Raw genomic sequence first — 14,652 nt, 5'->3', positions numbered from 1 at the left:
CCCGCGCCACGCCAACAAGCCTCTTACCAACCGCAAAGGAATCCACTTGAAATCGTTCATCAAGCACCTCGTCTTTTCCGCCTCCCTGCTGGTCGCCGCCGCCGCGTCGGCGCAATCGGTCTCCTTCGTCGAGCCGGCGGACGGCGCGACCGTCAAAAGCCCGTTCAAGGTCAAGTTCGCCGTGGACGGCATGGATGTCAAGCCGGCCGGCGCGCCGGTCGCCAATTCCGGCCATCATCACCTGGTCATCAACGGCGGCGCCATCAAGGAAGGCGAGTCGATTCCCTTCGACGACAAGCACTTGCACTTCGGCAAAGGCCAGACCGAGACCGAGGTCAAGCTGGCGCCCGGCGAATACACCCTGACCATGCAGTTTGCCAACGGTGCGCACCAGTCCTACGGCACGCCGATGAGCAAGTCGATTAAAGTGACCGTCAAGTAATTCCCCCGTGAGCGCTGGCGGCAGTACAATTGTTTTATCGTCTGAACAATGGCTGCCATGAAGCGCTCCGATTCCCCCGTCGATATTGCCCGGCGCGCCCTGATGCTCGGTGCGGCGGCGGCGCTCGCCATGCCGGTCGCCACAGCCCGTTCCGGTCCGCGCGAACTGCTGGTCGTCGGCGCCCATTTCGCGCGGGTGTACGAGCGCGCCAACGGCGAATTCTCGGGCATGGCGGTCGAGATCATCCGCGCCATTGCCGGCGAACTCGGGCAACCGGTGTATTTCGAGCTGTACCCGTGGGCGCGCGCGCAGTCGATGGTGGCGCAGGGCCAGGCCGATATTCTCGTCGGCCCCTACAAGTCGCCTGAACGGCTGGCCTCGTTTGCGTTTTCCGAACGTCCGTTTTACCAGGATCAGATGGTGTTCTTCTCGCGCAGCAATGCGCCGTTTGCCTGGGACGGCAGCTACGCGTCCTTGCGCGAGAAGCGCATCGTGATCATCAACGGCTGGGCTTACGGGGATGAATTCAATGGCGCGCGCGAGCAATTGACGGTCAGCGTGACCAATTCGGTCGAGTCGGCGCTGACCATGCTCTCGCACGGGCGCGTGGATTTATTTGCCAGCAATGTGCGTAATACCGAGCCGGTCATTCCACTGCTGGCGCTGGAAGGCAAAGTGTTTCCGGTCGGGCGCACCATTTCCCTGCAGCGCGGCTTCTTTGCCTTCCCCAAGCGTCCCGAATACGACGTCATGCGTGCGCGGTTCGACCGCGCCTTCAATGCCTACGTCGACAGCGGCGAACTGCGCAAACTCGGCAAGCGCTACAACGTCCAGGTGCCCTGAGCGGCGCTGGGGCGCGCTCGCCCCGCTCATATCCTCGTAGAATCGACGGCTTGCGGTTACCATACGCCGCATGACGCATTGACAATGGTCATATTCCCAGTTGATTTTTCGCAGGAGATGCGTTGGTGCGTCCACCTGCTCCCAGGAGACAAAAAAATGATTAACAAAACTATTCTGCGCACGGCTTGCGTGTCGGCGGTGGCGGTATTCGGCGTACAGGCGTCCGCCTCGGCGGCGCTGCTGTCGGTCGGACCGGGCAAGACCTACGCCAAACCCTGCGCCGCGATTGCCGCGGCGAAGAATGGCGACACCGTCGAGATCGAAGGTGGCGTGGTCTACAGCGGCGACGTGTGCGGCATTTATGCCAGCAACTTCACCATCCGGGGCGTGAACGGTCGTCCGAAAATCGATGCCGCAGGCAAGAATGCGATGGGGAAAGCAATCTGGGTGGTGGTCGGCAACAACGTGCTGATCGCCAACGTGGAGATGTACGGGGCCAAGGTGCCTGACCGAAACGGCGCAGCCTTGCGTCTGGAGGGCGCGGGCTTTACCTTGCTCAACAGCTTCCTGCACGATAACGAAAACGGCATTCTCAGCGGCGCGAATGCGGCCAGCGATGTGCTTATCGAAGGCACCGAATTCGGACGCAATGGTTACGGGACCGGGCAGACCCACAACCTGTATATCGGCACGGTGCGCAGCCTGATGTTCCGCCGCAATTTTTCGCATGACGCCAATGTGGGGCATAACCTCAAGTCGCGCGCGCTGACCAACTATATTCTGTATAACCGCTTTTCCAGCCTGCGCCCGGGCGAAACCGGTTCGACCGCGGCCGGCCAGCCGAGTTACGAGATCGACTTGCCGAATGCCGGTACCTCGTACGTGATCGGGAATGTGATCCAGCAGCCGGCGGCCAATCAAAACGGGGCCATGCTGGCGTATGGAGAAGAGGGGGCGTCCAACGCAGGGCATGATCTGTATGTGGTCAATAACACCTTCCTCAACGATGATACCGCGCGCGGCGTGTTCGTGATGGTGGGCGCGGGCGTGACCAAGCCGGTTCTGCTGCAGAATAATATCTTTTCGGGGATCGGAACCTTGAGTTCGCAGGTCAGTACGGTGGCCAAGACCAATTACCGCTCGGTGGCGCCAGGGTTCGTGAACCGGGCGACGTATGATTTGCGGCCGACGCCGTCGCCGCTGGTGGTCAATGCCGGGAGCGATCCGGGCGTGTCGGCCAGTGGCTATGTGCTCAAGCCGGTGGCGCAGTACAAGCATGTGGCGTTCTGGGTCGGCCGCCCGGTAACCGGCGTGCTCGATATCGGTGCGTATGAGGCGAATTCGATCGCGCCGTAGGCGCCAACCCGCGATCCGTCGTTTCTGGCATTGCCCGAAACGACTTCCTGGCATTGCCGTCACCGTCGTTCCCGCGCAGGCGGGAACCCAAGTATTTAGCGCACTCGGTGAGCACGAAACTTGGGTTCCCGCCTGCGCGGGAACGACGATTACGGCTTCACTCCCACAATTCCCACTTCGGCCGCCCACTGTCCCAAGTCACTGCGCTTGATCGCCGCCGCCATCAGCTCCGGGAACAAATCCGGCGTACACGCAAAACACGGCGCCCCCAGCGCGGCAAAATACGCCGCATTCGCGTGGTCATAACTTGGCGCCCCGTTATCGTCGAGCGCCAGCAGCACAATGACCTGCACCCCGGCCGCCACCAGCGCCGCCGCGCGCCTGCGCATCTCGTTATTATTCCCACCCTCGTACAAATCGCTGATCAGCACGAAAATGGTATCGGTCGGCCGTGAGATCAAACCCTGGCAATACCCGAGCGCCCGATTAATATCCGTCCCGCCACCCAGCTGCGTACCGAACAGCACATCGACCGGATCGGCCAGCAGCGGCGTGAGGTCGATCACCGCCGTATCGAACACCACCACCTGCGTGCTGACCGCCTTGATCGTGGCCAGCACCGCCGCGAACACGCTGGCGTACACCACCGACGGCGCCATCGATCCGCTCTGGTCGATGCACAGCACGATATCGCGCAGCGATTGCCCCTTGCGCCCGAACCCGATCCGCGTTTCCGGAATAATGGTCCGGTACTCGGGCTGGTAATGCCGCAAATTGGCGCGGATCGTGCGCAGCCAGTCGATTTCGTGATGGCGCGGGCGACGGTTGCGCGTGGCCCGGTTCAAACTCCCCGTCACCGCTTGCCGGAACGGACTGGCCAGCCTGCGCTCGAGTTCTTCCACCACTTGCCGCACCACCATGCGCGCGGTTTCCTTGGTCTTGTTCGGCATCACCTTGTTCAAACTGAGCAGGGTGGCGACCAGGTGCACGTCCGGCTCGACCGCCTTGAGCATCTCGGGTTCCAGCAGCATTTGCTCCAGTCCCAGCCGCTCCAGCGCATCTTTCTGCATCACCTGCACCACGCTCGATGGAAAATACTGGCGGATGTCGCCCAGCCAGCGCGATACGTTCGGCGCCGACGCCCCGAGCCCGGCGCCGCGTCCCGACGGCGGGTTGTACAGGGCCGACAGCGCCCGGTCCATGGCCAGGTCGTCCACGCCGAGCGAGACTTCCGGCTGGCCCGGCTCGCTGCCCAATACCATGCGCCAGCGGCGCGTTTGTTCCTGCGGGGTGATGTCATGCGCCATGATGGGCCTCCGTTGTCGATGCCGATGTCACTGCGCTGCCGAGGATCATGCCGAGCACCGGCAACACCAGCCGGGCGCGCGCTTCATCGATGTTGCCGCCTGGCGCGGCGATGCCGACCGCGCCCCCGGCGCTGCCGGCGCGTTCGCTCAGCTGACGCCGTTCCGGCGCCTCGAACGCGCCAAAAGTGCGGCGCAGCAGCGGCAGCAGTTCGACGAAGCTCTCCGCATCGAGGCCGTTGATCCAGGTATTGACCAGGGTCCACAGGCTGTCGTTGTGCAGCAGCAAGGCTGCGCTACCCTGCAAAAAGCCTTCCAGCCAGTTGCCGCTGGCCAGCGGCGCGCTGGCGTGCGAGCAGCGCAAGGCCAGGGCGCGCGCGGTGCGCTCCTGGTCCCAATGCCCTTGCTCCGACAAAATGCGCGCGCAGCGCCCGCTGATCAGCGGATGCGACAGTTCATTGCCCGCCACCTGGTCGAGCGCGTCGAACCAGGCATCCAGCAGTGCTTGGTCCTGGATCAGGCGGATCGCGCGGTCGGCGGCGATGAGCTGCTTGACCAGCACCGCCGCCGGCTCGTCGGCCATGCCCAGCACGCCGAAGGGCAGGGCGATGCAGGCGCGCGTGACGAGGCCGTCCACCACCTGGCCAATGGCGCTGGTATCGGTGCCGCGCACGCTGCCGTAGCGCAGTACGCCCGCCAGCGGCGGCAAGGCCGCCAGCATGAAGCCGACATCGGGCGTCAACGCGCCCACTTCCTGGATGCGCCGCATCAGCAAGTCGACCGCCTGCGGCAGGTCGGCCAGCAGCACCTGTTCGATCAGGGCGGTCAGCTCGGGCAGGGTGGTGGCTTCATTGGCCTGGCTGACCGCCTTGCCGGTGGCGGCCGCTTCCACGGTGCCGCCCCAGACGTTCGCTTCGATCAGGCGAATCGCAAATTCCGGCTCCCACGCCAGGCGCCACCATTCGTGGAAGGTGCCGGACTTGCCGGTCACCCTTTCGGCGCGGCCCCATTCGACCCCGAGCAGCGCCAGGCGGTGCAGCAACACGCTTTTTTCCAGGTGCGCCGGCTGGCGCAGGTCGAGTTCGAGCTGGCTGTGATCGGCCTTGACCGGCAGGCGCAGACGTTTTTGCTGGGTCTGCACATCCTGCGACAGCGGCAGGGTGGGCACGCCTTCAGGCACCTCGCCCAGGCGGTCGTTGATCAGCAGGGCGTCGTGGATCAGGCGCAGCGGGGCGTCGCTGTCGTAGCAAAACACGGCGCGTACCGCTTCCTGCAACTCGCTCAGGCCCGGACGGGGGCGTTCGCGCATCGCCGCCAGCGTATCGGCCAGGCGTACCGCTTCGATGATGCTGGCCGAGGACGCATCAAGGTCGTGCTTGCGCAGCAAAATGGCGACGTCGGTCAGCCAGTACAGGCTGGCCTGGGCCGGGTGGTTCCACATATGATGGTACCAGCCGGGCGCGCTGACCCCCGCTCCGTAGCCGCTGCGAAACGCCAGGCGGCCATAGCTCCATGGGGTCCAGGTCGCGGCCAGTTTTACCTTGGGCAAGCCCTTGAGCAAGTCGTTGTCGCTCTTAGCGGACGGCATGCTAGCCAGCGCCGGCACGTGGTAGGCGCCGCAGACCACGGCGATGCGCTGGTGGCCCTGTTTTTCGGCCAGGCGGATGGCGTTGCGCATCCATGCTTCGCGCTGCTGCTCGCGCAGATCGGGCGGGGCGGCGATGTCGGTGCGCACCGTGGTCATCATTTCGGCGATGGCGGCGAACAGGTCGAGGCTGTCGGTGCGCTGCTCGACCAGGTGCTCCCACCAGGTGTCGGTGTCCGAGAAACCGGCGGCCTGGGCGAGCCAGTGCAGCGGGTCCTGGTGCAGCGCGTCGGTGTCGGTGTCGGTCCCGGTCCCGGTGTCGGGCGGCGCTTGCGCGCCCTCGTCCTTGTCCTCATCCTCGCCGGTCCCGGCTGTAGCGGCCCCGGCAACTTCCTCTTCGGCCAAACGATGCGTCTGCGGCAAGTCGCAAAAGCGCACCGGCACGCCGTTGGCGGTGGCGTAGCGCATGGCTTGCCATTCCGGCGAGAACTCGGCGAATGGGTAAAACACGGCGCGCTGCGGCGTGGCCGGCACGTAGACCAGCAGCGCGACCGGCGGCTTGATGGCCGGATCGGCGGCAAAGGCGATCAGCTCGTCGGCCTCGGGCGGGCCTTCGATCAAGATGCAGTCCGGTTGCAGCGCCTGCAGGGCTTGCGCCAGGCTGCGCGCGCAGCCCGGACCGTGGTGGCGGATGCCGAATAAATGAACGCTCATCGGCCAGTCAATTCATCACGTCGCGGCAGGCCCGGTACAGGTCTTTCCAGCCTTCGCGTTCCTTGACCACGGTTTCGAGGTATTCCAGCATGACCACGCGGTCCTGGACCGGGTCCTTGACGATGGCGCCGATCATGCCGGCGGCCACGTCGGCGCCGCGCATGGTGCCGTCGCCGAAGTGGGCGGCCAGCGACATGCCGTTGGTAATGACCGAAATCGCTTCGGCCGTGCTCATGCTGGCGCTGGGCGCCTTGATCTTGCGCTTGCCGTCAGTGGTGACGCCGGCGCGCAGTTCGCGAAACACCGTGACGACACGGCGGATTTCTTCCAGCGCCGGCACTTCGCCCGGCAACTCCAGCGCGCGGCCGAGGCTGGCCACGCGGGTTTCGACGATGCGCACTTCCTCGTCGGCGGTGGCCGGGGGCGGCAGCACCACGGTGTTAAAGCGGCGCTTGAGCGCGCTCGACAGTTCATTCACGCCACGGTCGCGATCGTTCGCGGTGGCGATGATATTGAAGCCTTTTTGCGCCAGCACTTCGTCGTCGAGTTCGGCGATCGGCAGCATTTTTTCCGACAGGATGGTAATCAGGCTGTCCTGCACTTCGCTCGGGATGCGGGTCAATTCTTCCACCCGGGCGATTTTGCCGTCGCGCATGGCGCGCATGATCGGGCTCGGCACCACCGCTTCCATCGACGGCCCCTTGGCCAGCAACTGCGCGTAGTTCCAGCCGAAACGCACCGCTTCCTCGCTGGTGCCGGCGGTTCCCTGCACGATCATGGTTGAATCGCCGCTGATGGCGGCAGCGAGGTGTTCCGACACCCACGACTTGGCCGTGCCAGGCACGCCGAGCAGCAGCAGGGCGCGGTCGGTCGCCAGAGTGGCGACGGCGATCTCGATGATGCGCGCATTACCGATATATTTAGCGCTGATTTCCACGCCATTGTCGAGCGTGCCGCCCAGCAAGTACTTGGACACGGCCCAGGGCGACAGCTTCCAGCGCGGCGGACGCTGGCGCGTATCGGCTGCGGCCAGCGCTGCGAGTTCCTCGGCGTACTGCGTTTCGGCGTGCTGGCGCAGGATGGTAGAAATGGCGGTCATGCAGAGTGCTCCTGAAAAGGTAAGTACATATCGTGTCGGAAACGCAGGGTGCGCAGGAATTTATCGACCGTCTCTTCCCACTGCGCAAACTCGGGGATGTCTTTCGGCCAGCCGTTTTCGTAGTCCTCGATCCCAAGCGGGTCGAGTACCAGCGCCAGCGTGGCCATGGTGTAGCTGAGCGACCAGCTTTGCAGCGTGTTGGCCGCGCAACCGGCCTGGATGCGGCCGACCACCGCCTTGGACAAGTCCAGCGGCCAGTTGCGCTTGGCATTCTTGGCGGCATCGTCGAGCAGGTCGATCAGGCTCGAATGGGCGCGCATCCAGGCAGCCGGGGTGGCCTCGACCAGGGTGCGCAGCAAGTCGTCGGCGGCGTCCGGCGGCAGGGCACCGAACAGGCTGAAGAAGTCGCGCGGCATGTGGGTGTGGATGCCGGTCGATTTCAGGTACAGGTCGAGGAAGGCGGTGAACCATGCGTGCAGGCCGGCATCGTAGCCGGCTTGCAGGCTGCGCTGCAGCGCGCTCGACCAGCCCAGCAGCAAGGTATGTTTGAATTCGCTGGCCATGGCCAGTGCCAGGCAGGCGCGTGGCGAGGCATCGAAGGTGCTCGACCAGTGCGTCGGCGGCACGGCGGCCAGGATATCGACCAGCCAGCCCGATTTTTCGCCCATGGCGGGGTACAGGCCGGCGCCGACGCCGTCGCGCTGCATGCTTTTGTCGCGCTCTTGCGGCACCTCGGCCAGCAGGTGGGCCGTATCGCCGTTGCGTTCGACGCGCAGCAGCGGCATGGCGCGTTCGCGCATGCGCATTGCCAGTTGCGCGCCGGGCAGGCCGGCCAGCAGGCGCTGCGCCACGGTGCGCACTTCCTTGCGCTTGTCGTCGAGCGCGCTTTCCAGGAAAGCTTCGTCGGCCAGGCTCAGGCCGACCGACAGGCAGCCGAGCAGGGTGGCGCGGTGTTCCGGCGTTTCGTTGGTCCAGGTCGCTTGCAGGGCCAGCAGGGCGGCGCCGGCCTCGCCTACGCGCACGTCGCCTACGCGCATGTCGCGCAGGGCCTGCGCGCGCTGTTCGATATTGCCGTCTTCCCACAATGCCTGAACATCGCCTACGCGCATGTCGCCTACGCGCATGTCGCTGGTGTCGGCGCCGACCCAGTTCCAATCGGGATTTTGCTGCGCCAGCCAGTGCCCGCGCGCGCCGAGCACGCCTTCGATCAGCGTGCGCAGGGGGCGCTGCGAGGTGCCCAGGTCGAGCACGCCCGGCAGCAGGCGCGGCGGCAGGCGGCAGCGGTGGGCGTTGGCCAGCCGCAGCCATTCGGGGCGCACTTGCGGATATTCATCGAGCAGCAACAGCGCCAGCGCCTTTTCGGCTTGGGCCGGGCAGGGCCGCAAGGCATCGCTGTCGCCGGACGGTGTCATGGGCGGGACTGACCCGGCGCTGTCGGGCTGGCAGCCGGCGCGCTGCCACAGGGCGTGCGCGGCCAGCGAGAGCCACAGGTTTTCCTCTTGCGGGGCGGCGTTCGCGCCGGGACGGCTGCGCACGCTGTCGCGCAGGGCCAGCGGCAAGTCCTCGTCGAAACCGGGCGCGGCGCGCGAGGTACCGATCTGCAGGGTTTGATGGATTTTTATCGGGAGCGGGGAACTCATGCTACGGTCTCATTGTCAAAATGATGCAAGCGGCTTTCGGCGAAAACGGCGAGCGGGACGATGGCGTAGCCGTCCCACTCGCCCATCACCGTGACCGGGTGGCCGCCGCTGAGCGCGAGCAGCGGCCACAGGTGGCGAAACAGCGCGTGCAGCGGCAGAATGCGGCCATCGGCGCAGGCAAGGTGGGGCGCTTTGCCGGCGTGCGGCACCACGGCGTCGAGCAGCAGTGGAAAGCGCTCGATGAAGGGGTTGCGCGCCAGGGCGTCGGCGTACGCGGCCAGCGAGGCGTCCAGGGTGGGGGCGGGCGCCAGCGTTGTGTCGAGCGTGCCGAAGGCATCCTGCTGCTTGATCAGGGCGCGCAGCGGGTAAGCGCTATGGTAGAAGCACAGTTCGCCGTCGAACCGGGTGCCGGGGGCGAGCACCTTGTCGTAGCCCGCGCTGCCGGCGGCGTATTGCAAGATCATGGCCCAGCGCCCGCTTGCTTGCCCGCGCAGCCAGCTTGTGCGTGCGCGCACGCGGTCGTTGTCGCTGGTGTGCTGGGCCAGCACCTGCCAGCGGTCCTGTACGCCGGCCTGGGCCAGTACGTCCTCCTGGCTGACGGTCCAGCCGACCAAGGCGCGCACGTCGCTTTGCAGTTCCGGCGCCAGCTCCGGCAGGCGGCGGCAGGCGCTGCCGAGCAGGTAGATCGAGGCCAGTTCGCGCGCCAGCCGGGTTTCCCAGTCGGGCAGATTGGTATCGAAGCACATGCCGCTGGCGCGGCGCAGGCGCGCAGCCAGGCCGCCGGCCTGGGCGTCGACCATGCGGGCGGCAATGTCGTTCCAGAAAGACGGGCCGCGCGCGCGCAGGGTCGACAAGCCCTCGCGCGCCAGGTCTTCCAGCCAGGTTTGCAGTTCGACGATGCCGGCTGCAACCTTGTTGTCGCGCTTTTCCTCGCGCTTTTGCGCGGCGGCCGCTTGTGCGGCGGCTTGCTCGGGCGTGGTGCCGGTGGCTTTTTCGGCGGCGCTCTGGAGTTTTTTCTCGGTGCGTTGCTGGCGGCTGTCGAGCCAGTCACTCACCCACTGCGGCGGCGCGGCGGCTGCGAACAGCGGGCCGTTGCCGGCTAGTAGCAGGTACAGGCCGATGCCATGCTTGCAGGGAAACTTGCGACTCGGGCAGGAGCACTTGAAGGCGGGTTCGCCGAGGTCGATCTGGGTGCGGTAGGGGACTTTGCCGCTGCCCTGGCATTCGCCCCACACGGCGCTGTCGGTCCGGCCCAAGTTGCCCCACTTGGCGGGTCCGGCCAGCTGGCTGCCGGCTTTGGCGGAACTCGCATCGGGCGCCAGTGCGAGGATTTGATCGGCGTTCAAAGTCATGGAGAGGAACAATGCCCGCGGCCAAAGACCGTTGGCAAATGATTAAAGATAGTAAGTTAACCGTTGGTGGCCGTTTTGGGAAGTCCTTTTTGCTGAACTGGCGGGTCAGCCATCCCGGCGCTTGATGCGGTGGGCGTAGGCTGGTGGCCGATTGCGCGGTGTCGTTCCAGGTGACGGGCGACTGTGTATTGCACGCGGCGGCGTCAAGAAGGGGGAGATCGGGGTGGTGATAAGCGGCTGACATCAATCTCGAGGCGCCAGGCCGTGGCGCGTCGCGTCCGGGCGGTCGCATCCGGTGTGACCAGGTCAAGCGTCCGCTGCCAGGCTGCCGCCTGCGGCCTGGCAGCACGCGGCGGCGCGTTAGGCGTTGCCGGTCCAGAGTGCGCGGGCGCGTGCGAACGCGGTGGCGCCCACCTGGGTGCCGAGCGTGCGGCCGTCGTCGCTGGCGCGCTCGAAGTGAATGCCGGCGTAGACGCGCGAGGCGCTGGCCTCGATGACGGCATCGGTGAAGGTCTCCCATGCAAGGGTGACGGGGGTAGTGGGCAGGCCCGGATCGATCAGCAGGGAACGTGCCTGGATGGTGACCGCATGCCTGAACAGATCGCTGCCGGTAAAGCGGCGCAGCACGTCGGCCGAGGCCGCGCTGAAGGTGCTGTGTCCGGAAACATGGTCAGGAAAGGCGGGCGTCGGCGCGCTCGGCGGATAGAAGGGCATCCAGGCCTCGCCGGGGACCGGGTGCAGCCCGCCGGCCGGTCCTGCGGGGCCGTAGCTCTGGACGATGCGCCCGTTGAACAGGTAGCGGATCGCGGTAATCGGGCGTGCGGAATCGTAGGCGCGCTTGGCGTCCCAGGCGGCAATGCTGGCATCGAGTACCGCGTTGGTGAGTGCGAAAAACAGTTTCACGTCGTCATCATCGGTGTAGTTTTTGCGCGCGGAAATCAACTGGGCAAAGCGGCACCAGTAGGAACCGGGCAATTCGCCGCTGGCGCCGCCGGCCCAGAAGTCGACGATGACCTTCTGGCGCTCGGTCAGGACGGCCTGGATTTGCACGATCTCGGTTGCCTGGTCGATAAATTCCTGGGTGCCGAAGGCGGCAGGTGGGGGTGGGCGGAACTGGCTGCCCGAGGTGAGCGCAAACGGGTGCACCGTGCCCCAGAACGGCGCAAGAAAGCTCTGGGTGCGGCGTACGCCGGCGGCATCGTTGAACGAGAGCGGTTGCCAGCGGTCGGGGGCCACGATGTTGCTGCGTGGCGTGGGCTGGATGACCAGCAGCGGAGGATTGCGTGCCACGTAGCCGCTGTAGTCGGCGAACGGGGTGCCGCCCGGCGCCATTGTGCCGCCCTGGTTGGCGCCGTCGTCGCGGCGCTTGTCGAGCACCGCCTGGGCTGCAATGGTGCCAAGGCGTGGGGCCGGGGCCGTGTTGTTGTAGGCGTCGATCGGGCGGCTGCCGAGCGTGGCAAGGTAGGCGGTGAAAGCGGCTTGCTGGCCAGGAAACTGATCGAGCAGGGCGGCATAGGCGGCAAAGCTCATGGCCTTCGCCTTATTGGCCGCCGTGCGCTCCGCAGCCGGCCTGCGCAATTGTGCGCCCAGGTACTGTCCGAGCGCGGCATTGTCATAGGCGGCCCAGGCCTCGTACATGGCGCTGTGAATGATCGCGACCGCACGCGCGGCCATGGGCGGCGCCATGCGCACGGCGCGCACGGCATCAAGCGCCTGGTTGTTCCAGCCAGTAACCGTGCCCGATTGGGTCGGCTCCGGTGGTGGTTGCGAAGGAGGCGGGTTGTGGGAGCCGCCGCCGCAGGCCGTCAGCGCATTGCCGATGGCGGCAGCGCCGCCGATCGTCAGGAAGGTGCGTCGTTTCATGGTGTGTTCCCTGTGAGATGGCTTCCGGCCGGGAAGCGCGGGGATGCCCGCAGGGGTGCTCTACGGTGAGGGGCATACGTGCGGACGATAGCGCGCCGCCGCCGCTCGGGTGTTGCGGTGACTCAGGCGGGAACCCGCAGTGGTGTCAGCTTCAGTGAGCGGCCAGGAGAAAGGCTACCTCCGTTGGCGGTTCGCTTGTACTGTTCGATCGAGGAGGTGTTACGGGCGCAATGCGACCAGCCGGTGATCGTTGCACTGGCATACGCGGCTAAAAACGCGCGTGAGAGCGGGCCGGTATGAGCCTAATTGGTCACGCTTGCGGATGCTCAAAGGTTCACGTGGCCAGATGCGCCCTTGTGCGATCTCAAGAGAATACGAATTTGTCGCAGCCTGTTCGAGAATCGGCACCCGGAGCACGCATGGCAGTAAGGCGTCCGCCGTCTCTGGCACGGCGCGGCGGCGACGCTGTAAAATACTTCTCTTTATCTCAGCATACCGATCCCATGACCGTCGTCCGCACCCGTTTTGCCCCCAGCCCGACCGGCTACCTCCACCTTGGCGGCGCCCGCACCGCACTCTACAGCTGGGCATACGCCCGCCATTTCGGCGGCACCTTCGTGCTGCGCATCGAAGACACCGACGTCGAGCGTTCGACGCCGGAAGCCGTGCAGGCCATCATCGAGGGCATGCAGTGGCTCGGTTTGAGCCATGACGAAGGCCCGTTCTACCAGATGCAGCGCATGGACCGTTACCGCGAAGTACTGGCCCAGATGCTCGAAGCCGGTACCGCCTACCACTGCTATTCTTCCAAGGAAGAAGTCGACGCCATGCGCGAACGCTTCACGGCCGCCGGCGAAAAGCCGCGTTACGACGGCACCTGGCGTCCGGAATCGGGCAAGACCTTGCCTACCATCCCGGCCGACCGTGAGCCCGTGGTGCGCTTCAAGAATCCGCTCGACGGCGATGTCACCTGGAATGACGTGGTCAAGGGACCGATCACGATTGGCAACAAGGAACTGGACGACCTCGTGATCGCCCGTCCGGGCGGCGTGCCGACCTATAACTTCTGCGTCGCGGTCGATGACTGGGACATGCAGATCACCCACGTGCTGCGCGGTGACGACCATGTGAATAACACCCCACGCCAGATCAATATTCTCAATGCCATCGGCGCACCGCTGCCGCAGTACGGCCACCTGCCGATGATCCACGGTTCGGATGGCAAGAAAATTTCCAAGCGCGATAAAGGGGAGAAAGTTGTTCCGGTCAACATCATGGACTATCCCGCCATGGGCTATCTGCCGGAAGCGTTGCTGAACTACCTGGCGCGTCTGGGCTGGAGCCACGGCGACGATGAAGTGTTCTCGATGCAGCAGTTCTGCGAATGGTTCAATACCGATCACCTGACGTCGTCGCCAGCCCAGTTCGACCTGGAAAAACTGGCGTGGGTGAACAACCACTATATCAAGCAAGCCGACAACACCCGCCTGGCCGCACTGGCGCGTCCGCGCATGGAAGCGCAGGGCGCCCAGTTCGACGGCGCGCCGGAACTGGCCGACGCGCTGGCGCTGATGAAGGACCGCACCAATACCATCAACGAACTGGCGGACGCCGCCATGCTGTTCTACCGCACGCCGCAGCCGGACGCCGCCCTGATGGCCCAGCACCTGACCGATGCGGTCAAGCCGGCGCTGGCGCAGTTTGCCGAGCGTTGCGCCACGCTTGAATGGACGCGCGAAGCGCTGGCCGCGATGATCAAGGAAGTGCTTGCCGCTAACACGATCAAGATGCCGGTCCTGGCGATGCCGCTGCGCCTCTTGCTGACTGGCCAGTTGCAAACGCCGGCCATCGATGCGGTGCTGGTGCTGCTGGGTCGCGAACTGGTTCTGTCGCGCCTGAACGCTGCCGTATAAATTGTTTTTCCCGGGGCTTTGCATATTGCAAGCCCTAGTATATAATTCTGCTTCTTCGACGGACGGGGGTATAGCTCAGCTGGGAGAGCGCTTGCATGGCATGCAAGAGGTCAGCGGTTCGATCCCGCTTACCTCCACCACTAATCGAAGCAGTTGTAATGTGTTGCAGGTAGATGCCACTACCTGATTGCAGTACCGGGTCCCCATCGTCTAGAGGCCTAGGACATCACCCTTTCACGGTGAGTACAGGGGTTCGAATCCCCTTGGGGACGCCAGGATTCAAGTAGTAAAATGTAGCAAGATGCAGTATAATGCGGTCGCAGTTTAGTATCACTAAACGCCCTGATACGTCAGGGTTTTTTATTGGTGCGGTAGGGCAGGTCAGGATGTAGAATACATCCAGGACAGATTTCTGTCCCCATCGTCTAGAGGCCTAGGACATCACCCTTTCACGGTGAGTACAGGGGTTCGAATCCCCTTGGGGACGCCAGTAAGTGTGAGAAGCCGCCTTGTGCGGCTTTTTGCATTGTGCGATCGATCC

At 65.0% G+C, this 14,652-nt stretch carries 10 protein-coding genes and 3 tRNA genes; 7 read left to right on the top strand and 6 right to left on the bottom strand.

Going from position 1 to position 14,652, the window contains the following annotated elements; all coding sequences use genetic code 11:
- The first annotated feature begins 40 nt into the window (after nucleotides 1–40).
- The 3 genes from F0185_RS29820 (at nucleotide 41) to F0185_RS29810 (ending at nucleotide 2,641) form a co-directional block, all read left to right on the top strand.
- Nucleotides 41–442 (top strand): DUF4399 domain-containing protein, encoded by a 402-nt coding sequence (locus F0185_RS29820; protein WP_370664093.1) that lies wholly within the window; start codon nucleotides 41–43, stop codon nucleotides 440–442.
- A 57-nt stretch (nucleotides 443–499) separates the two neighbouring features.
- On the top strand, nucleotides 500–1,285 hold the full coding sequence (locus F0185_RS29815) for a substrate-binding periplasmic protein (protein ID WP_229477268.1): 786 nt from the start codon (nucleotides 500–502) through the stop codon (nucleotides 1,283–1,285).
- A gap of 156 nt (nucleotides 1,286–1,441) precedes the next feature.
- On the top strand, nucleotides 1,442–2,641 hold the full coding sequence (locus tag F0185_RS29810) for a right-handed parallel beta-helix repeat-containing protein (RefSeq protein ID WP_187362688.1): 1,200 nt from the start codon (nucleotides 1,442–1,444) through the stop codon (nucleotides 2,639–2,641).
- Between the two features lie 149 nt (nucleotides 2,642–2,790).
- Here F0185_RS29810 and F0185_RS29805 read toward each other — a convergent pair whose 3' ends face one another.
- The 6 genes from F0185_RS29805 to F0185_RS29780 all read right to left on the bottom strand — a co-directional run bounded on the left by F0185_RS29805 (nucleotide 2,791) and on the right by F0185_RS29780 (nucleotide 12,198).
- On the bottom strand, nucleotides 2,791–3,948 hold the full coding sequence (locus F0185_RS29805) for a VWA domain-containing protein (RefSeq protein ID WP_167231417.1): 1,158 nt from the start codon (nucleotides 3,946–3,948) through the stop codon (nucleotides 2,791–2,793).
- Nucleotides 3,938–6,244 (bottom strand): DUF5682 family protein, encoded by a 2,307-nt coding sequence (locus F0185_RS29800; protein WP_167231414.1) that lies wholly within the window; start codon nucleotides 6,242–6,244, stop codon nucleotides 3,938–3,940. The genes F0185_RS29805 and F0185_RS29800 overlap by 11 nt, the downstream gene beginning before the upstream one ends.
- A gap of 7 nt (nucleotides 6,245–6,251) precedes the next feature.
- A complete protein-coding gene (locus F0185_RS29795; protein WP_368737891.1) occupies nucleotides 6,252–7,334 on the bottom strand; it encodes an AAA family ATPase in 1,083 nt (360 codons plus the stop codon).
- Nucleotides 7,335–7,339: 5 nt separating this feature from the next.
- Nucleotides 7,340–8,983 (bottom strand): DUF5691 domain-containing protein, encoded by a 1,644-nt coding sequence (locus tag F0185_RS29790; protein ID WP_167231411.1) that lies wholly within the window; start codon nucleotides 8,981–8,983, stop codon nucleotides 7,340–7,342.
- Nucleotides 8,980–10,335, bottom strand: coding sequence for an SWIM zinc finger family protein (locus F0185_RS29785; protein WP_167231408.1), 1,356 nt, complete (start codon nucleotides 10,333–10,335; stop codon nucleotides 8,980–8,982). Before F0185_RS29785 ends, F0185_RS29790 begins: the two co-directional genes overlap by 4 nt.
- A gap of 360 nt (nucleotides 10,336–10,695) precedes the next feature.
- Nucleotides 10,696–12,198, bottom strand: coding sequence for a vanadium-dependent haloperoxidase (locus F0185_RS29780; RefSeq protein WP_167231405.1), 1,503 nt, complete (start codon nucleotides 12,196–12,198; stop codon nucleotides 10,696–10,698).
- Nucleotides 12,199–12,701: 503 nt separating this feature from the next.
- Here F0185_RS29780 and gltX point away from each other — a divergent pair.
- From gltX to F0185_RS29760, 4 genes are all read left to right on the top strand, one after another.
- Nucleotides 12,702–14,111 carry a glutamate--tRNA ligase gene (gltX, locus tag F0185_RS29775; protein WP_167231402.1) on the top strand — a complete coding sequence of 470 codons (1,410 nt, stop codon included), beginning with the start codon at nucleotides 12,702–12,704 and terminating at the stop codon, nucleotides 14,109–14,111.
- 64 nt (nucleotides 14,112–14,175) lie between these two features.
- Nucleotides 14,176–14,251: transfer RNA gene (locus F0185_RS29770), tRNA-Ala, on the top strand.
- Between the two features lie 59 nt (nucleotides 14,252–14,310).
- Nucleotides 14,311–14,386: transfer RNA gene (locus F0185_RS29765), tRNA-Glu, on the top strand.
- A 139-nt stretch (nucleotides 14,387–14,525) separates the two neighbouring features.
- Nucleotides 14,526–14,601 (top strand) — tRNA-Glu (locus F0185_RS29760).
- Nucleotides 14,602–14,652 lie beyond the last annotated feature (51 nt).

It is taken from the genome of Massilia rubra (assembly GCF_011682065.1).
GTDB lineage: Bacteria > Pseudomonadota > Gammaproteobacteria > Burkholderiales > Burkholderiaceae_D > Telluria_A > Telluria_A rubra.
This window is presented reverse-complemented; position numbering and strand designations above follow the sequence as displayed.

What these genes read in the sequence shown, in the direction of transcription:
- F0185_RS29805 (WP_167231417.1), bottom strand. Translation starts at nt 3,948, where the DNA reads ATGGCGCATGACATCACCCCGCAGGAACAAACGCGCCGCTGGCGCATG.
- F0185_RS29780 (WP_167231405.1), bottom strand. Translation starts at nt 12,198, where the DNA reads ATGAAACGACGCACCTTCCTGACGATCGGCGGCGCTGCCGCCATCGGC.
- F0185_RS29790 (WP_167231411.1), bottom strand. Translation starts at nt 8,983, where the DNA reads ATGAGTTCCCCGCTCCCGATAAAAATCCATCAAACCCTGCAGATCGGT.
- F0185_RS29800 (WP_167231414.1), bottom strand. Translation starts at nt 6,244, where the DNA reads ATGAGCGTTCATTTATTCGGCATCCGCCACCACGGTCCGGGCTGCGCG.
- gltX (WP_167231402.1), top strand. Translation starts at nt 12,702, where the DNA reads ATGACCGTCGTCCGCACCCGTTTTGCCCCCAGCCCGACCGGCTACCTC.
- F0185_RS29815 (WP_229477268.1), top strand. Translation starts at nt 500, where the DNA reads ATGAAGCGCTCCGATTCCCCCGTCGATATTGCCCGGCGCGCCCTGATG.
- F0185_RS29785 (WP_167231408.1), bottom strand. Translation starts at nt 10,335, where the DNA reads ATGACTTTGAACGCCGATCAAATCCTCGCACTGGCGCCCGATGCGAGT.
- F0185_RS29810 (WP_187362688.1), top strand. Translation starts at nt 1,442, where the DNA reads ATGATTAACAAAACTATTCTGCGCACGGCTTGCGTGTCGGCGGTGGCG.